General features: G+C 67.1%; 20 protein-coding genes. 7 read left to right on the top strand and 13 right to left on the bottom strand.

Annotated features, from left to right (window positions below):
• Window positions 1-45 precede the first annotated feature (45 nt).
• Entirely contained in the window at window positions 46-1,320 is a 1,275-nt protein-coding gene (locus tag G432_RS01635; RefSeq protein WP_041864753.1) for an MFS transporter, read from the top strand.
• Here G432_RS01635 and rsmD read toward each other — a convergent pair.
• From rsmD to G432_RS01620, 3 genes are read right to left on the bottom strand one after another with little or no spacing between them, the layout of a single operon-like run.
• A complete protein-coding gene (rsmD, locus tag G432_RS01630) occupies window positions 1,289-1,834 on the bottom strand; it encodes a 16S rRNA (guanine(966)-N(2))-methyltransferase RsmD (RefSeq protein ID WP_015457066.1) in 546 nt (181 codons plus the stop codon). The genes G432_RS01635 and rsmD overlap by 32 nt on opposite strands.
• A 4-nt stretch (window positions 1,835-1,838) precedes the next feature.
• Window positions 1,839-2,921 carry a pseudouridine synthase gene (locus G432_RS01625; RefSeq protein ID WP_015457065.1) on the bottom strand — a complete coding sequence of 361 codons (1,083 nt, stop codon included), beginning with the start codon at window positions 2,919-2,921 and terminating at the stop codon, window positions 1,839-1,841.
• 44 nt (window positions 2,922-2,965) lie between these two features.
• The gene (locus G432_RS01620; protein ID WP_015457064.1) at window positions 2,966-4,285 is read right to left on the bottom strand and encodes a dicarboxylate/amino acid:cation symporter; all 1,320 of its coding nucleotides are present in this window, start codon (window positions 4,283-4,285) and stop codon (window positions 2,966-2,968) included.
• Window positions 4,286-4,419: 134 nt separating this feature from the next.
• On the opposite strand from G432_RS01620, the gene G432_RS01615 reads away from it, so the two are divergent.
• A complete protein-coding gene (locus G432_RS01615; RefSeq protein WP_015457063.1) occupies window positions 4,420-4,860 on the top strand; it encodes a response regulator in 441 nt (146 codons plus the stop codon).
• A 55-nt stretch (window positions 4,861-4,915) separates the two neighbouring features.
• Window positions 4,916-6,250 carry an AmpG family muropeptide MFS transporter gene (locus G432_RS01610; RefSeq protein WP_015457062.1) on the top strand — a complete coding sequence of 445 codons (1,335 nt, stop codon included), beginning with the start codon at window positions 4,916-4,918 and terminating at the stop codon, window positions 6,248-6,250.
• A gap of 18 nt (window positions 6,251-6,268) precedes the next feature.
• On the opposite strand, the gene G432_RS01605 is transcribed toward G432_RS01610, so the two are convergent.
• Window positions 6,269-6,709, bottom strand: coding sequence for a DUF6628 family protein (locus tag G432_RS01605; protein ID WP_015457061.1), 441 nt, complete (start codon window positions 6,707-6,709; stop codon window positions 6,269-6,271).
• A gap of 92 nt (window positions 6,710-6,801) precedes the next feature.
• The gene (locus tag G432_RS01600; protein ID WP_015457060.1) at window positions 6,802-7,707 is read right to left on the bottom strand and encodes a hydrogen peroxide-inducible genes activator; all 906 of its coding nucleotides are present in this window, start codon (window positions 7,705-7,707) and stop codon (window positions 6,802-6,804) included.
• A gap of 111 nt (window positions 7,708-7,818) precedes the next feature.
• On the opposite strand from G432_RS01600, the gene G432_RS01595 reads away from it, so the two are divergent.
• From G432_RS01595 to G432_RS01580, 4 genes are all read left to right on the top strand, one after another.
• Window positions 7,819-8,364, top strand: coding sequence for a peroxiredoxin (locus G432_RS01595; protein ID WP_015457059.1), 546 nt, complete (start codon window positions 7,819-7,821; stop codon window positions 8,362-8,364).
• A 97-nt stretch (window positions 8,365-8,461) separates the two neighbouring features.
• A complete protein-coding gene (locus tag G432_RS01590) occupies window positions 8,462-8,983 on the top strand; it encodes a carboxymuconolactone decarboxylase family protein (protein WP_015457058.1) in 522 nt (173 codons plus the stop codon).
• Between the two features lie 75 nt (window positions 8,984-9,058).
• Window positions 9,059-9,748 (top strand): serine O-acetyltransferase EpsC, encoded by a 690-nt coding sequence (epsC, locus tag G432_RS01585; protein ID WP_015457057.1) that lies wholly within the window; start codon window positions 9,059-9,061, stop codon window positions 9,746-9,748.
• Window positions 9,748-10,095: a DUF2794 domain-containing protein gene (locus tag G432_RS01580; RefSeq protein WP_015457056.1), complete on the top strand. Its 348-nt coding sequence runs from the start codon at window positions 9,748-9,750 to the stop codon at window positions 10,093-10,095. Before epsC ends, G432_RS01580 begins: the two co-directional genes overlap by 1 nt.
• 55 nt (window positions 10,096-10,150) lie before the next feature.
• Here the strand turns inward: G432_RS01580 and G432_RS01575 are convergent, their stop codons facing one another.
• The 8 genes from G432_RS01575 to pstC form a co-directional block, all read right to left on the bottom strand.
• Window positions 10,151-11,218, bottom strand: coding sequence for a hypothetical protein (locus G432_RS01575; RefSeq protein ID WP_015457055.1), 1,068 nt, complete (start codon window positions 11,216-11,218; stop codon window positions 10,151-10,153).
• A gap of 81 nt (window positions 11,219-11,299) precedes the next feature.
• Window positions 11,300-12,199, bottom strand: a complete 900-nt coding sequence (locus G432_RS01570) for an SDR family NAD(P)-dependent oxidoreductase (RefSeq protein ID WP_015457054.1) — start codon at window positions 12,197-12,199, stop codon at window positions 11,300-11,302.
• A 77-nt stretch (window positions 12,200-12,276) separates the two neighbouring features.
• Window positions 12,277-12,714 (bottom strand): nuclear transport factor 2 family protein, encoded by a 438-nt coding sequence (locus tag G432_RS01565; protein ID WP_015457053.1) that lies wholly within the window; start codon window positions 12,712-12,714, stop codon window positions 12,277-12,279.
• A gap of 135 nt (window positions 12,715-12,849) precedes the next feature.
• Window positions 12,850-13,548 carry a phosphate regulon transcriptional regulator PhoB gene (gene phoB / locus G432_RS01560; RefSeq protein WP_015457052.1) on the bottom strand — a complete coding sequence of 233 codons (699 nt, stop codon included), beginning with the start codon at window positions 13,546-13,548 and terminating at the stop codon, window positions 12,850-12,852.
• A gap of 4 nt (window positions 13,549-13,552) precedes the next feature.
• A complete protein-coding gene (phoU, locus tag G432_RS01555) occupies window positions 13,553-14,254 on the bottom strand; it encodes a phosphate signaling complex protein PhoU (RefSeq protein ID WP_015457051.1) in 702 nt (233 codons plus the stop codon).
• 13 nt (window positions 14,255-14,267) lie between these two features.
• Complete coding sequence (gene pstB / locus G432_RS01550; RefSeq protein ID WP_051128778.1) at window positions 14,268-15,077, bottom strand: phosphate ABC transporter ATP-binding protein PstB; 810 nt, start codon at window positions 15,075-15,077, stop codon at window positions 14,268-14,270.
• 14 nt (window positions 15,078-15,091) lie between these two features.
• Window positions 15,092-16,366, bottom strand: a complete 1,275-nt coding sequence (gene pstA, locus G432_RS01545) for a phosphate ABC transporter permease PstA (RefSeq protein WP_015457049.1) — start codon at window positions 16,364-16,366, stop codon at window positions 15,092-15,094.
• Window positions 16,359-17,744 (bottom strand): phosphate ABC transporter permease subunit PstC, encoded by a 1,386-nt coding sequence (pstC, locus tag G432_RS01540; RefSeq protein WP_015457048.1) that lies wholly within the window; start codon window positions 17,742-17,744, stop codon window positions 16,359-16,361. Before pstC ends, pstA begins: the two co-directional genes overlap by 8 nt.
• Window positions 17,745-17,795 lie beyond the last annotated feature (51 nt).

Genomic DNA, 17,795 nt, shown 5'->3' with positions numbered 1-17,795 from the left:
CGCCCGAGGCTCCAATCCCCGCCCGCATTTCAGGGATGGAGCCGGATGACGGGAAGCAAAGCGAACGCGCCCTCGACAAGGCGGGTGTTGGGGGCGAGCCTGATCGGCACGGCGGTCGAATTCTACGACTTCTATATCTACGCGACCGCCGCCTCGCTGGTCTTCGGGCCGTTATTCTTTCCCGCGGCCGATCCCGGCATCCAGCTGCTCGCCGCTTATGCCAGCCTTGCCGTGGCCTTCATCGCCCGGCCGGTCGGCGCCGTGGCCTTCGGCCATTTTGGTGACCGGATCGGGCGCAAATCCACGTTGGTTGCGTCGCTTCTCATCATGGGCGGGTCGACGATGGCGATCGCCTTCCTGCCCACCTACCAGTCGATCGGCTGGGTCGCGCCGGCGCTGCTCTGCCTCCTCCGCTTCGGCCAGGGTTTCGGGTTGGGCGGGGAGTGGGGCGGCGCCGCGCTGCTGGCGGTGGAAAACGCCCCGCCCGGCTGGAAGGCGCGTTTCGGCATGGCGCCGCAGCTTGGCGCGCCGGTAGGCTTCATCGCCGCCAACGGCCTGTTCCTGCTGCTGGGCCTGATCCTCTCGCCCGATCAGTTCCGCGCCTGGGGCTGGCGCATCCCGTTCCTGGCGAGCGCCGTGCTCGTGATGCTGGGCCTGTGGGTGCGGCTGAAGCTGACCGAGACGCCGGCCTTCGCCGCCGCGCTGGAGGAAGCGCCGCCGGCCCGGGTGCCGATCGCCGAACTGGTCCGCAACCATGCGGTGGAAACGATCGGCGGCACCTTCGCCGTCGTCGCCTGCTTCGCGCTCTTCTACATCGCGACCGCCTTCGCGCTGGGTTACGGCACCACCACGCTCGGCTACCCGCGCGAGACGTTCCTCGCGGTGCAGCTCGTCGCGATCCTGTTCATGGCGGCCGGCATCGTCGCGGCGGCCTGGCTGGCCGACCTGCATGATCCCCGCCGCGTGCTGATGGGCGGCTGCATCGCCACCATCGTCACCGGGATGCTGATGGCGCCGATGCTGGGCGGCGGCAGCCTGCTGATGGCTGGCGCCTATCTGGCCTTGTCGCTATGGGTGATGGGCTTCGTCTACGGCCCGCTGGGCGGCTGGCTGCCGGAGCTGTTCCCGGCCCGGGTGCGCTATACCGGCGCGTCCATGGCCTTCAACCTGGGCGGCATCATCGGCGGCGGGCTGACGCCGGCCGTGGCGCAGGTGCTGGCGCGGGACCATGGCCTGGTGCCCGTCGGCCTCTACCTCGCCGCGGCCGCGCTGCTCAGCCTGATCGCGCTTATTCCGCTGCGTCGCGCCGCAGCAGCGTGAGCTTGGCCTTGCCGTGGGTGCGTTCCGCATCCACGGACCAGCCGGTGGCGGAAACGGGTTCGTCCCGGCCCGTCTCGATGCTCGCCCAAGCGCCGGGGCTCGCCCAGCCGAGCCGGGTGAGGCGCTCCAGCAGCGCGCCCGCGCCGCCGCTGCCATAAGGCGGATCGAACAGCAGTAGATCGTGGGGCTGCGACACGGGGCCGAGCGTGGCGACAGGCTGCGCCCGGATATCGGCAACCGCGCCCAGCTTCGCGGCATTGGCGCGCAATATCTCCACCGCCTTGCGATCTTGCTCGACAAAAATGGCGTGCGCCGCGCCGCGCGACAGCGCCTCGAAGCCCAGCGCCCCCGATCCCGCGAACAGATCGGCTATGCGAAGCCCTTCGAAATCGCCGAGCCGGCTGGCCAGCATGGAGAAGAGCGCCTCGCGCGTGCGGTCGCTCGTGGGGCGGGTGGCGTCTCCCGGAGGGGCGGCGATCGTGCGGCCGCGCCATTTGCCTGCGATTATGCGCATGATCTCACTTCAGCGTCTTGCGGAAGGCGACCAGTTCGTGCTGCAGCACCTCGTCCACCGCGCCGACGGGAAGATCGCCGAGGCGGAAGGGGCCGTAACTGGTCCGGATCAGCCGGCTGACCTGGAGGCCGAGATATTCCAGCACGCGGCGGACCTCGCGATTCTTGCCTTCCTTCAGCTTCATTTCCACCCAGGCGTTGCGACCGGTGCGCCGTTCGAGATTGGCATCGATCGATCCGTAGCGGACGCCTTCGATCTCCACGCCCTCGATCAGGTCCTCCAGCATCGCCTGGCTGACCTCGCCGAACACGCGGGCGCGGTAGCTGCGCTCGACGCCGGTGGCCGGCAGTTCGAGCTGGCGCTTCAGGCCGCCATCGGTGGTGAGCAGCAGCAGCCCTTCGGTGTTGAGGTCGAGCCGGCCGACCGGCACCAGCCGGGGCAGGCCGCGCGGCAGGCGATCATAGATGGTGGCGCGTCCCCTGGGATCGCGCTCGGTGGTCAGGACGCCGTTGGGCTTGTGGAAGCGGAAGAGGCGGGTCGGCTCGGGCGCGGCGACGGGCTTGCCGTCCACGGTGACGCCGGCGAGCGATTTCAGGATCGTGGCGGGCGTTTCCACCACATCCTCGCCGATGGCGATGCGCCCTTCGGCGATCATCCGTTCGATTTCGCGGCGGGATGCGATGCCGGCGCGGGCCAGCAGCTTGGCGATCCGATCGCCTTCGCCGGGGGCCACGGGCGTGGCCGGCCGGGCGGGGACGGCGGCCCGTTCCAGCCGCGCCGCGCCGCGCCGGGGGCGGGCGTCGCGGGCCGGGGTTCCGGTGGTGCCTGCCTTGGCCACGCCATCCTTCGGGCGCGGAGTGGCCCTGGGCTTGCCGGTGCGCAGCGCGTGGTCGGCGGCGCGGCGCGCATCGCGGGCGGATGCCGAGGGACTCTTGGCGCGAAGCGGCTTGTCGGCGGAGGCGCCCTCTCCCTCGGCCGCCGCCTTGCGGGGTCGGGCTTTGGGGGGATGGCTTTTCACGGGCCGGTCGGTGCCGGGGCGCTGCCGGTTGGGCCGTTTATCGTCGCGCGGGGGGCGGGGAGGTCGCATCGCGATCCCCTAGCCCCGATCGCGCTTTCAGGCCAGCGCCAGCTTCAGCGATTGGCATCCGGATCGAGATCGAGGCCGCGCCGGCCACTCTCCGGCGTATGGCTGGGCGCGCGGGCCGGTTCGATGACCGGCGATTCCACCACCTCCAGCGCCTTTTCCCACTTCGCCACGACGACGCTGGCCACGGCGTTGCCGACCACATTGGTCGCCGACCGGCCCATGTCGAGGAAATGATCGACCGCGAGGATCAGCAGCAGGCCCGCTTCCGGTATCTTGAAGAAGGCCAGCGTGGAGGCGATCACCACCAGGCTGGCGCGCGGCACGCCCGCCACGCCCTTGGACGTCACCATCAGCAGCAGCAGCATCGTCACCTGCTCGCCCACTGACATATGGATGCCATAAGCCTGCGCGATGAACATGGTCGCGAAGGTGCAGTACATCATCGTGCCGTCGAGGTTGAACGAATAGCCCAGCGGCAGCACGAAGCTGGCGATCCTGCGCGGCACGCCGAAGCGGTCCAGCGCCTCCAGCGTGCGCGGGAAGGCGGCTTCGGACGATGCGGTCGAGAAAGCGAGGAGGATGGGATCGCGGATATAGCGGAACAGGATGCGCGCCCGCCCGCCTGCGATCAGGAAGGCGGCGAACAGCAGCAGCGACCAGAGCAGCACGAGCGAGATATAGAACCCGCCCATGAAATAGCCGAAGGTGATGAGGATCGACGCGCCTTCCTTGGCCAGCGCGCTGGTGACGGCCGCGAACACGGCGAAGGGCGCGAAACGCATCACATAATCGGTGATCTGCAGCATCACCTGCACGAGCGCCTCGACGCCGCGCACCAGCGGCGCGGCCTTTTCGCCCACGGCGGTGATGGCGACGCCGGTGAAGATCGAGAAGACCACGATCTGCAGGATTTCGTTGGTCGCCATCGCCTCGAAGATCGATTTCGGCACCAGATGCGTCACGAAATCCTTGAGCGTGAAGGTAGCCTTGTCGACGCCGCTCGCCGCCGTCACCTCCGGCAGCGGCAAGGCGAGCCCGGCGCCCGGCTGGAGGATGTTGACGAGGATCAGGCCGAGCGTGAGCGACACGAGGCTGGCGCACAGGAACCAGGCGATCGTCCGCGCGCCCACCCGGCCCAGCGCCGCCGTGTCGCCCATATGCGCGATGCCCGCGACCAGCGTGGAGAAGACCAGCGGCGCGATGATCATCTTGATCAGCCGCAGGAACAGATCCGTGACGATCGAGAAATAATCCGTGATGGCGGCAACCTGCGCCTTGTCCGGCACCATCGCGTTGATCGCGAGGCCCACGACGATGCCGGCGACCATGGCGACAAGAATGAAGAGTGTGAGGCGCTTCGCCACCGACGTCTCCGAGAGTTGGAAAGCGGGCACTCGTTGACGGAAAGTGCGTCCGGGTCAAGCCGCCAGCCTCGAACAGGGGTGGAACATTTGGCGACCATGCGCCATTATCCCCGGCGACAGGGAGGTTCGACGCGATGATCTTCGGTGGTCGGGCTCGGGCGATAAGGCGGCTTCTGATCGTCGAGGACGAGCCGCTGGTCGCGTTCGATAGCGAGCATTTCCTGTCGGATGTCGGCTATCATGTGGTCGCCACCGTCGATCGAGCGACATTGGCGGTGAAGGTGCTGAAGCGCGAGCCGGTCGATCTGGTGCTGGCGGACGTGAAGCTTTCGGCGGGAAGCGGGCTGGATGTCGCCCGCGTCGCGCTGGAACAGGGCGTGCCTGTGCTGTTCGTCACCGGCACATGCCCGCCCGGCGCCAGCGATTTCGCGGTCGGCTGCCTTGCCAAGCCCTATTCCCATCGCGGCCTGAAGGCGGCCATCGAGGCGGTGGAAAATCGCCTTTCCGGCGGCAGGGCCAGGCGGCTCCCGGCCGGCCTCGTCCTCTACGACCGCGAAGGCGGCGCCGTGGCGTAGCGAACGCCGCGACAATTCCCTTTGCGCCGGCGCGCGCGACGCTATTGTCGCGGCGATGACCGACACGACCAGCGCCGCCCGCCCGGGCTTTCTCGCCGCCACCAAGCGTTATCTCGAGCCCGCCCCGCTGGCGGCCCTGTTCCTCGGCATATCATCGGGCTTTCCCTATGCGATGATCGGCGCGACGCTTTCGACACGCCTTGCCCAGGACGGGATCGACAAGAAGAGCGTGACGACATTCTCGCTCGTCTTCCTGGCCTATAATTTCAAATTCCTGTGGGCCTGGATCGTCGAGGGCGTCCGGCTGCCGCTGATCGGTCGATTGGGGCAGCGCGTGTCGTGGATGCTGCTTGCGGGTGCGCTGGTCATCGCCGCCGTCGTCAATCTGGCGCTGGTCGATCCGCAGGCGGACATCATGGCTACCGCGATCGCCGCCATATTGGTGGGCGTCGCGGGCGCTACCTACGATATCGTCATCGACGCCTATCGTATCGAGCAGCTCGAGCCCCGGCAGCTCGGCGTGGGCGCCGGCATGTCGCAATATGGCTGGCGGATCGGATCGGCCGCAGCGGGCGCGCTGGCGCTCGTGCTGGCGGCGCGCACCGGATGGGCGTTTGCCTATATCGCCTGTTCCATGTTCGCGCTGCCGGCGATGGTGGTGGCGCTGGCGATGGGCGAGCCGCCACGGCATCGCGAGGTAAGCGAACGCAAATCGCTCTCGTCGCTCGGCAGGGCAGTGATCGGGCCGTTCGTGGAATTTTTCCAGCGATCGGGCGCCTGGCTGGTGCTGCTGTTCATCCTGGTTCACAAGATCGGGGATACGCTGGCCAACCTTACCCTGCGCCTCCTGTTCAACGATCTCGGCTACAGCAATGACGAGATCGCCATCTATGACGTCGGCGTCGGCTTCTGGGCGCTGCTGCTCGGGATATTCGTGGGTGGCGTGCTCTATGCCCGGCTGGGGCTCAAGCGATCGGTCCTGCTCAGCCTGATCCTGATGGGCGTTTCCAACTTCAGCTTCGCGCTGCTCGCCGCCGCCGGGCATTCCAACCTCGGCATGGCGGGAGCCATCGGGTTCGAGAATTTCGCCAGCGGCGTGGGCGGGGTCTGCGTGGTCGCCTATTTCTCCGCGCTGTGCGACCTGCGCTTCACCGCCACCCAGTATGCCTTGATATCGGCGGCGGCCAGCGTGGTGGGCCGCATATTGACCGGCAACCCCGAATATGGCGCCGGCGCGATGATCGAGGCCGTCGGCTACGTGAATTTCTATCTGCTGACGACCGTGCTGGCGTTGCCCGGCATCATCCTGTTCTGGCTGATGATGCGGGCCGGCCTGATCGATCGTTCGATCGGCACGGCGGGAACGGAGACCAAGATGGACGCGGGCTGAGCCCGCACCCGACGAAAGTCAGCCGTGCCGGGCAGGCAGCGGCTTGCCCAGATCCTCGAACGCCTGTGCCAGCGCCTGGGCGCTGCTGAGCGCGCCGAGGCAGTTGGCGACGCCCAGCATGCCGGCCAGCAACCGGTGGGCGGCGGGCGCGTCGTTCCGGGCCACGCCGATCGCGGCCAGCATGGTCGCCTCGGCGTCCGTCATGCGAGGGCAGCAGCAGGGGGCGACCAGGATGCGGCGGCTCGATACGCGCGAGGCTTCCGCCATCAGCGCGCGCAGCAGCACCAGCGGCCGGCGGAAGCTGAGGCCGAAGCCGCAGAGCATGGCGTGGGCGGCATGCGCATCGTCCAGCCCATGGGCGGCGACGCGGCGGATGCCGAAGAGCAGCAGCCGGCGGTTTTCGTCCATCGGCGTGGGGTGGGGCAGGAGTTCGATCGGATGGACGGTCTCGCCGGGCATGCTTTCCTCTCCCGAGATTGGAGGAGGATGAAAGCAGTCCGGCTATTGCGAGTCAATCGCAATTAAGGGGGATTGCGACGATCCGTGGCTGCTCAATCGACATGGCTTTTGGCAAGTGCATGGGCGAGCATGCGAAATTCCTTTTCCCGCGGGCTGCCCTTGCGCCACACGATGGCGATGCGGCGGGCGGGGTGATCCGCATCCAGCGGCCGCGCGATGATATCGGTATTGTCGAGGATGCCGGCCTTGATCGCCATTTCCGGCAGCAAGGTCACGCCCAGGCCGTTGTCCACCATCTGCACCAGCGTATGGAGCGAGGTGCCCAGCATCGCGGCTTCCGCCCGCAATTCCGGGCGGTTGCAGGCGGCGAGCGCATGATCCTTCAGGCAATGGCCGTCCTCCAGCAGCAGCAGGCGCCGCTCGTCGATGGCATCGGCCTCGATCGCATTGCTGCCGGTCGGCGCCTCGCCGGCGGGGAAGGCCACGAACAGCCGGTCGTCGAACAGATCCTCATGCTCGATGTCGCCGCAATGATAGGGCAGCGCCAGCAGCACGCAGTCGACATGGCCGCGGTGCAGCGAATCGCAGGCGGCGCTTGTCGTCTCCTCCCGCAGATAGAGCTTCAGGTCCGGCCATTCGGCGCGGATGCGGGGCAGGATGCGCGGCAGGAGGAAGGGGGCGATCGTGGGGATCACGCCCATGCGCAGTTCGCCCGAAAGCGGCTTTCCGGCCGCCCGCGCCAGATCGGACAGTTCTTCCGCCTCGCGCAGCACGCGCTGGGCCTTGTCCGCGATGCGCAGGCCCAGCGGCGTGAAGCGGACGACGCGGCGCGTGCGTTCCACCAGCGTGATGCCGATCAGCGATTCCAGCTCGCGCAAACCCGCCGAAAGCGTGGATTGCGTGACGAAGCACGCCTCCGCCGCCCGGCCGAAATGCCCGTGGTCGCGCAGCGCCACCAGATATTGCAGTTGTTTCAGCGTCGGGAGATAGGTGCTCATTCATCGCCTCTGTCGATCAATGAGCCACAAATAATCAATTTGCTCTTTCGATGCTATCCCCCCATATCGCTCCTCGTCAGTTTCAACCCACCCACTCGAAGGAGCATCCTTATGGCCCTCACCGTTGGCGATCAGTTTCCCGGCGTAACCGTTCCCGTCCAGCAGGGCGTGTCCGCGCTTCCGGCCGGCGAGACGATCGACCTGTCGAAGACCGACGGCAAGTGGAAGGTCGTGTTCTTCTGGCCGAAGGACTTCACCTTCATCTGCCCGACCGAGATCATCGGCTATGGCGAGCTGGTGAAGGATTTCGCCGATCGCGACGCGGTGCTGATCGGCGCCTCGACCGATACCGATTTCGTCCACTTCGCCTGGCGCAAGTCGGATGAACGCCTTGCCAACTGCGATTTCCCGTGGATCGCGGACAATAAGAAGGAACTGGCGAACGCGCTGGGCATCGTCGACAAGGATGCGGGCGTCGCGCTGCGCGCCACCTTCATCGTCGATCCGCACAACGTGATCCAGCACGTCACGGTCAACGGCCTCAACCAGGGCCGCAACCCGGCCGAGGCGATCCGCGTCCTCGACGCGCTGCAGACCGACGAGCTTTGCCCGTGCAACTGGCACCAGGGCGAAGAGGTTCTGAAGCCGGCGGCCTAACCCTTCGGGGCCGCACAGCCGTGGCGCGTCAGCGCTCGGCGACGGGGCGCGGGGGGATGCCTCCCGCGCCCTTTTCTTTGATCATCAGGAGCTTTCCATGTCGCTCAAGGCTTTCGCCGATACGCTGCCCGATTATGCCAAGGATATCCGGCTGAACGTCGGTTCGCTGCTCAACGATCAGACGCTGGGCGACCAGCGCAAATATGGCCTGCTGCTCGCCTGCGCCCACGGCTCCGGCTACCGCCCGCTCGTCGAGGCGGTCGAGGCCGAGGCGGAGGGCAAGCTTTCGCCGGAAGCCGCCAATGCGGCCCGCGCGTCGGCGGCGGTGATGGCGATGAACAACGTCTATTATCGCTTCGTCCACCTCGCCTCGAACAAGGAATATGGCACGTTGCCGGCCAAGCTGCGCATGAACGTGATCGGATCGCCGGGCATCGAGAAGGACGATTTCGAGCTGTTCAGCCTCGCCGTCAGCGCGATGAACGGTTGCGGCATGTGCATCGACAGCCATGAAAAGGTCCTGCGCGGCCATGGCGTGGCGACGGACGTGATCCAGACGGCCGCCCGCGTCGGCGCGATCCTGAAGGCGGTGGCCACGGTTCACGCCACCGCCGTCTGAACGGCAAGGCTGGAAATCCCCGGGCCGGCGGCCTACATTCGGCCAATATATAGAAGACCGACCTGGGGATGTTCCATGCTCGACGCGTTTGTCGATTATCTCGACTCGATCAAGGCGCGTGATCCGGCGCCGCGTTCGCGCTGGGAAATCCTGCTTTATCCGGGCGTCTGGGCGGTCGGCTTCCACCGCATCGCTCATTGGCTGTTCAAGGGCGAGCTTTATTTCCTCGCCCGCGCGGTCAACCATTTCTCCCGCCTGCTCACCGCGATCGACATCCATCCCGGCGCCAAGATCGGCCGCAATTTCTTCATCGATCACGGCTTCAGCGTGATCGGCGAGACGGCGGTGATCGGCGACAACGTCACCATGTATCAGTGCGTCACGCTGGGCGGGACGAACCCGGCCAACGGCGTTCCCGGCAAGCGGCACCCCACGATCGAGGATGACGCGATCATCGGATCGGGCGCGCAGGTGCTGGGGCCGATCATCGTTGGCCGCCGGGCGCGCATCGGCGCCAATGCGGTGGTGACCAAGGATGTGCCGGAAGGCGCCTCGATGGTCGGCATCCCGGCGCGGCCGACCTTGGTGGAAGCCACCGATTACCAGAAGAGCTTCGTGCCCTATGGCACGCCCTGTTCCGAACGGTTCGACCCCGCGACCCAGCAGCTCGAAATGCTGAAGTGCGAGGTGGAGTCGCTGCGTGCCAAGCTGGCCGAGCTGATCGAAAAGCGCGACGGCGCCGACAAGGAGCGTGACTGCGCCTGATGAGCGCCATCGTCACGCCGTTCCCGACGCCGCATTTCCGGCCGTTGCAGGTCGGCTTCGATCGGCAGGAACTGGCCCGCATCCTCGATCTCTACGGCCGCATGGTGGCCGCCGGGCATTGGCGGGACTATGCGATCGATCTGGGACGCGAAGCCGCTTCCTTCTCCGCCTTCCGGCGGGCGGCCGAGCGGCCCGAATATCGTATCGAGAAACGCCCCGCATTGCGCCAGCGACAGGGCATGTGGGCGCTGATCGGCGAGAGCGGATCGGTGCTGAAGCGCGGACATGAGCTGGTGCCATTGCTGGCACCGATTGAACGGCGGCTGCTGAAGCTGGTCGGCGAATAAAAGGAGGCGGGCGCCGCGCCCACCCAGTAAGCTTTGCTATCGGTGAAATTCGGCGTCAGGCGCTGGCCGGCGCGCTTGCTGCCTGCGTGTCGGGCAGCCGCGCGCGCCACGCGGCCGGCAGCATCGCGACGACATGGATGCGCACTGCGTGCCAGAAGGCGGAGAGCAGCAGCAGCGCCGAGCCGAGCACCAGCGAGGTGAGCGCCAGATTGAGGCTGACGGCGCCGAACTCGCGGAAAAGGGTGCTCAAGGCGTAGAGCACGTAAGCGAGGGCGGAAACCAGCAGGGCGCGCCGGTCGACGGCGATGGCGATCAGCCCCATGGCGCAATAGACCAGCAGGACGACCGCGGCCTCGCCGACGCTCGCGCCGCCGTCCAGCAGGCCGAGCAGCGCGAAGATGGGGTGGACGATGAGCGGGGCGGCCAGCAGGTGCAGCCAGAAGGCGACGTCCGCCCGGCGGGTGAGGCGGGCGGGATCGCTCATGTCCCAGCGCATGGCGAAGGCGAAGACCGCGACGCCGATCGCCAGCAGCACGGCATAGAGCCAGCCGCCCATCACCGGCACGGCCGCCAGCAGCAGGCCGACGGCAAGGCCCGCGATCGCCAGTGTGCCGGCGGCCACGGTGATCGGCACGTGGAAGCGCCGCCAGTGGAGCCATGTCGCCAGCGCGGTGACGGCGGTGACGGCGACGGTCGTCAGTGCCATGCCGCGATCGGACGGGTTGGGCTGGCCGCTGGCGAGGAAGGCCAGCATCGCCATGAATATGCCGCCGGCAAAGGCCAGCAGCAGGATGATGCTGGGCAGGGCCATGCGACGCTTGCGGGTGAAGAATTCGGCGAGGCCCCAGGCGGTGGCGGCGACGAGCAGGCCGCTCAGCGCATTGGGGCCGCCGGGCAGGCGGAAGAAGGGAACGGCGTTGCCGATCCACGCCACCGCGACCAGCAGTAGCACCGCCGCGATCGTCACGAAGATATCGTTGAAGCCGGTGATGAGGCGGAAATGCTCCTCATCAACCAGCGAGGTGCGCTGCCGCCCGGCGACGAAGGCGCGGAAGGCCGCGGCGCTAGTGGGGGTAAGGATGCCGGCGCCGACGGCGTCGTCTATATCGCTGCTGCTATACATGGCCCATCTCCTGCCCCGGAGATAGCATCACTGTATTGGTGTTGCAATACAGTGATGCGGTGGGCCTGTATAAGCCCCGGATCAGCCCTGCTGGAGCAGGGAGGCGATCAGCATGGATTGTTCGAGGCCGTTCTGGGGGACGATCTCCCCGCTGCGGTCGACGATCCTGTCCCACGCGGCGGCGACGCCTTCGGGCGTCTGCTGGTCCGCCGGCAGCACCGCGCCCTGGGTAAGGGTGATGTAGGCGGCCTGGACCACGCCGCCGCCCGCGCTCAGGATCACATTGGTCGGCGCGTCCTCCGACACCAGATAGAGCGCGGCGGGCGCCACCTTTTCCGGCGCGAAGACGTTCAGCATCTCCGGCGGCAGGACATCCTCCGTCATCCGCGTGGCGGCGACGGGGGCGATGGTGTTGACGCGGATGTTATATTTCGCGCCCTCCAGATAGAGCGTCTTGGTAAGCCCGGCGAGGCCCAGCTTCGCCGCGCCATAATTGGCCTGGCCGAAATTGCCGTAGAGCCCGGTGGACGATGCGGTCATCAGGATGCGGCCGTAATTCTGCTCCCGCATCAATTCCCACACGGCCTTGGTGACGTTGGCCGATCCGTTGAGATGGACTTCGACGACGAGGCGGAATTCCTCCATCGTCATCTTGGCGAAGCTCTTGTCGCGCAGGATGCCGGCATTGTTGATGAGGATATGGACGCCGCCCCAGGCTTCCTTCGCGCGGGCGACCATTTCCTGCATCTGTTCGGCGTCGGTGACGTTGCCGCCATTGGCCATGGCGGTGCCGCCGGCGGCCAGAATCTCCTCGACCACCTTTTGCGCCGCGTCGGAAGCGCCGGTGCCGTCCCGCGCGCCGCCGAGATCGTTGACGACAACCCTGGCGCCGCGCCGCGCCAGTTCGAGCGCGTAGCCGCGGCCAAGCCCGCCGCCCGCGCCCGTGACGATCGCAACCCGCCCTTCGAAACCGATGGTCATTCCTTTCTCCCGCGCTTTACGTTCGCGTCAGGTAAACCAACGGACCGGCGAAGGGAAGACGGCAAGATGAATGCGGTTCAGCTTTGATAGGCTTCGTCGATATTGGGAGCGAACAGGTCCATGCCGTCGGGCTTCTTCACCGAATTCTCATCCCAGAAGGCGCGGAGATGGCAGAGCTTGCCGTCCGCATTGAACTGGGCATGCTCGATGATCGAAAGGTCGAGCCCGGCATTCTCGCTCGGCAGGCGGACCTGCATGGTGAAGCGCAATATGCCCTGGTCGCCGCAGGCACGGATTTCCTCCAGCACCGGCGTCACCTGGCGGCGGCTGTCCGACCAGGCGAAATCCCAGAAGCGGCCGATATTCTCGTGGCCGGCGAAGGGCGGAGTTCCCACCGGGTCCTCCAGCACGCCATCTTCCGCGAACACGGACAGCAGCAGATCCTTGTCCCGCGTCTGCCAGGCCCGGATATAGTTTTCGAGGCCCGCGCGAACCTGTTCCGGTGTTGCCTTCATTGCCATTCTCCCCTGATGCTTTGGCGTCGGGCTAGCATGCGGGGCAGGGGGCTGTCGATCAAGATGCGTGGCCGGCGCGCCATATCGCTACGCGAAGCGATCGCGGCCGGGGCAGCCATGTTCGTGACGCGCAGCCTATAGCGCGCCCTCGACGTCCAGGGCATAGCCGGCTGAGCGGACGGTGCGGATGATATCGGGCCGGCCGCCATCGTTGATCGCCTTGCGTAGCCGGCGGATATGCACGTCCACCGTGCGCGGCTCGATATCGCTGTCGCGGCCCCAGACCGAATCCAGCAGCCGCTCGCGCGAGAAGACGCGGCCCGGATGCTCGAGGAAATGCTTGAGCAGGCGGAATTCGGTGGGGCCGAGCGGCACCGTCGCCCCGTCGCGGCGGACCTTGTGGCTCACCGTATCCATCTCGATATCCGAATAGGACAGCCGTTCCCCGGCCAGCGCCGGGCGCACGCGGCGCAGCACCGCGCCGACCCGGGCGACCAGCTCGCGCGGGGAGAAGGGCTTGGTGACATAATCGTCGGCGCCGGTTTCCAGCCCGCGCACGCGATCCTCCTCCTCGCCGCGCGCGGTGAGCATGATGATCGGCACGTTGGCCGTATCGTTGAGCCGGCGCAGGCGGCGACAGACCTCGATGCCGGAAAGACCCTCGATCATCCAGTCCAGCAGGACGAGATCGGGCGGGCTTTCCTGGGCAAGGAGCAGCGCCTCCTCGCCGTCCGGCGTATGTTCGACCTCGAATTCCTCGCGCTCGAAATGCCAGATCAGCAGTTCGGCGAGCGCGGCATCATCCTCGACAAGCAGCAGGCGGGCACGGGCCATCGGCTCATTCCTCCTCGGCGGCAAGGGGATCGCCGCCTCTCGCGCGTTCGGCCATCTGGTGGCCGGTGGCGGCGTAATAGACCATCTCCGCGACGTTGGTGGCGTGATCGCCGATCCGTTCCAGATTCTTGGCGATGAACAGCAGATGCGTCGATGCAGTGATGGTGTGGGGATTTTCCATCATGTGGGTCAGCAGCGCGCGGAAGATGCTGTTGTAGAAATCGTCCACGGTGCGATCGCTTTCGGCGACGCGCACCGCGCCGGCCGCATCGCGGCGGGCATAGGCATCCAGCACGGCATGCACCATGTCCGACACCGATCGCGCCATCGCCGGCAGGATGGAGATCGGCTCTATCCCCTTGATATCGCTGAGCACGGGAATGCGCTTGGCGATGTTCTTGGCATAATCGCCCATGCGTTCGATCACGCCGGCGATCTTCATCGCCGCCAGCACGTCGCGCAGATCGTCCGCCATCGGCGCGCGCAGCGCGATGAGGCGGATGGCGTGGCGTTCGACCTCGACCTCCAGCTCGTCGATCCTCTTGTCGTCCTCGACGATGCGGACGGCGGCATCGAGATCGCGGCGGACGAGCGCCTGGACGGCATCGGCCAGCGCCTGTTCGGCACGGCCGCCCATTTCGGCGACCAATGCGCGGAGCTGGCCGAGATCGTCGTCAAATGCCTTAACGGTGTGCCCGGTGGCCATGTGCCTGTTCTCCTCAGCCGTAACGGCCGGTGATGTAATCCTTGGTCCGCGTTTCGCGGGGATTGGTGAAGATTTCGGACGTATCGCCATATTCGACCAGCGTGCCGAGGTGGAAGAAGGCCGTGCGCTGCGATACGCGGGCGGCCTGCTGCATGTTGTGGGTGACGATGACGATGGCGTAACGGCCGCGCAGCTCGTGGATCAATTCCTCGATCTTGGCGGTGGCGATGGGATCGAGCGCCGAGCACGGCTCGTCCATCAGGATCACTTCCGGGTCGACGGCGATGGCGCGGGCGATACACAGCCGCTGCTGCTGGCCGCCCGAAAGCGCGGTGCCGCTGTCGTTCAGGCGATCCTTCACCTCATCCCACAGGCCGGCGCGGCGCAGCGATTTCTCGACGATCTGGTCCATGTCCGCCCGCGCGGAGGCGAGGCCGTGGATGCGCGGGCCATAGGCCACATTCTCGTAGATCGACTTGGGGAAGGGGTTGGGCTTCTGGAACACCATGCCCACGCGGGCGCGGAGCTGCACCACGTCCATGTCCGGCGCGTAGATATCCTCGCCGTCCAGCGTGATCCGGCCTTCGACGCGCGCGGAGGATACGGTGTCGTTCATCCGGTTCAGCGTGCGCAGGAAGGTGGACTTGCCGCAGCCCGACGGGCCGATGAAGGCGGTGACATTTTCTTGCGTCACGTCGATCGAGACGTCGCGTATCGCCTGCTTCGCCCCGTAGAAGACGTTGACGTTGCGCGCCGTCATCTTGAGCGTGCCGCCGTCGCTGGCTGGCGATGGCGCGGACGGGTGCAGCAGCGGGGCGCTCATGGTCTGATCGTTCATTACCAGCGTCTTTCGAAGCGATTGCGGAGATAGATGGCGACGCCGTTCATCGCCAGCAGGAAGACCAGCAGCACGATGATCGCGGCGGAGGTCTTTTCGACGAAGCCGCGGCTCACCTCGTCCGACCAGAGGAAGATCTGGACGGGGAGCACGGTGGCCGGGTCCATGATGCCGCCGGGGGGCGAGGCGAGGAAGGCGCGCATGCCGATCATCAGCAGCGGCGCCGTTTCGCCCAGCGCGCGGGCCATGCCGATGATCGTGCCGGTGAGGATGCCGGGCAGGGCCAGCGGCAGGACATGGTGGAACACCACCTGCACCCGGCTGGCGCCGATGCCCAGCGCGGCATCGCGGATCGACGGCGGAACCGCCTTGATGGCGTTGCGCCCGGCGATCACAATCACCGGCATCGTCATCAGCGCCAGCGTCAGGCCGCCGACCAGCGGGGCCGAGCGCGGCAGGTGCATGAAGTTCAGGAACACCGCCAGCCCGAGCAGGCCGAAGATGATCGACGGCACCGCCGCGAGGTTGTTGATCGAAACCTCGATCAGGTCCGTCCAGCGGTTGCGCGGCGCATATTCCTCCAGATAGAGCGCGGCGAACACGCCCACCGGGAAAGCGAGCACCAGCGTGACGAACATCGTCACCAGCGATCCCTTGAGCGCGCCCCATATGCCGACCAGCGTGGGATCGGTGGAGTCCGCGCGGGTCAGGAAGGTCCAGTTGAAACCGGTCCGCACCACATCCGCCTTTTGCAGCTTGCCATATGCGGCCTCGGCGGCCGGCGCGGCATTGCCCTTGGCGGCGAGATCGATGGCGGTGGCGGCGGGCACCCAGATTTCGGCCTTGCCGCGCAGGATCGCCGGATCGCGCTTGATGGCATCGCGCACGCTGAGCCACGCGCCGTCCGAAAGCAGGCGTGCGCCGCCTGCGCCGAAGGCGGCATCGGCGGCGGCGGCCGTCGTGCCTTCGATATCGGCGCCGGCCAGCGCGGCGTCCGCGCCGAAGCCGGCGAGCGCCGCCGGATCGAGCATCAGCGAGGATCGCGGGAAATCCACGGGCAGGCGGATTTCCGTCTGGGTGAAGCCGCGCGCGCCGTTGCCGATCATCGTGACCAGCAGGAAAGCGAGAAAGGCGGCCGAGACCAGGATGGAAAGCAGGCCCAGCAGCTTGAACCGCCGTTCCGCCGCATAGCGCCGGCGGATGCGGTTCTGCATCGCGCTGCCTTTCCAGTCGGTCGGGCGGCGGAGTTCCGCCGTGGCGGTGGCGCTATTCATAAGCTTCCCGATATATCTTCACCACGCGCAGCGCGACGATGTTGAGCAGCAGGGTGACGATGAACAGGACGAGGCCCAGCGCGAAGGCGGCGAGCGTCTTCGGGCTGTCGAATTCCTGGTCGCCGGTCAGCAGCTGCACGATCTGGGTGGTCACCGTCGTCACGCTGGCGAAGGGGTTGGCGGTGAGGTTTGCGGCAAGGCCGGCGGCCATCACCACGATCATGGTTTCGCCGATCGCGCGGCTGACGGCCAGCAGCACGCCGCCGACCACGCCGGGCAGCGCCGCCGGCACCAGCACCTTGCGGATCGTCTCGGATGTGGTCGCCCCCATGGCGAGGCTGCCATCGCGCATCGCCTGCGGCACGGCGGCGATGGAATCATCCGCCATCGACGAGACGAAGGGGATTATCATGATGCCCATGACGAGGCCGGCGGCGAGCGCGGATTCCGACGAGGCGCCGGGGATGCCGGCCATCACCGCGAAGCTGCGGACGGCGGGCGCCACCGTCAGCGCCGCGAAATAGCCGTAGACGACGGTGGGGACGCCGGCCAGCACCTCCAGGATCGGCTTCAGCCACTTGCGGACGGCGGGCGCGGCATATTGGGTGAGGTAGATCGCGCTCATCAGGCCGAGCGGGATCGCCACCACCATCGCGATGATCGCGCCGATGAAGATCGTGCCCCAGAAGAGCGGGATCGCCCCGAAGGCACCGGACGAGCCGACCTGATCGGCGCGCATCGCCGTCTGCGGGCTCCAACTCGTCCCGAACAGGAATTCGACCGGCGAGACCTTCGAGAAGAAACGCATGGTTTCGACGAGCAGCGAGGCGACGATGCCGAGCGTCGTCAGGATCGCGATCAGCGATGCGACCAGCAGGCCGATCATCACCACCCGTTCCACGCGGGTGCGGGCGCGGAAATCGGGGCGCAGGCGGGTGAAGGCATAGGTTCCGCCCGCCAGCGCCAGGATGAGGGCAAGGCCCGCGCCGGCGATGCCGTAGCGCATCCGCGCCGCCTTGTAGGCGGGCAGCATCTCCTGCGCCTTGGGATAGAAGCCACCCTGGATGCGGCCGTCGGCAAGGCCCCGCACTTCCGAAAGGATGGCGGAACGCTCCATGCCGGGGGACGGCAGGCCGGCGCCGGCCGGGCTTTCGATCGCGGCCGCCATGGTGAGGCCGGGGGCGATATTGGCCCAGACGGCGAGGAAGATCAGTGCCGGCACGATCGCCCACAGGGCGACATACCAGCCATGATGGCCGGGGCGGCTGTGCGGGCGGATGCCGTTTTCCGGCTGGAAGCCGGCGGCCTTCGCCCGCGCGGCGAACCACGCGACGAAGCCGAGGCCCAGGACCAGGAAAAGGATGGCAAGGATGGACAAGGCTAGGCCTTCCCTGACGTTGAGGATGCGGCCCCGCCCCGGGGGCAGGGC

It is taken from the genome of Sphingomonas sp. MM-1, assembly GCF_000347675.2.
Lineage (GTDB): Bacteria > Pseudomonadota > Alphaproteobacteria > Sphingomonadales > Sphingomonadaceae > Sphingomonas_E > Sphingomonas_E fennica.
The sequence above is the reverse complement of the archived record's forward strand: the minus strand, read 5'-3'. Positions and strand labels throughout refer to the sequence as shown.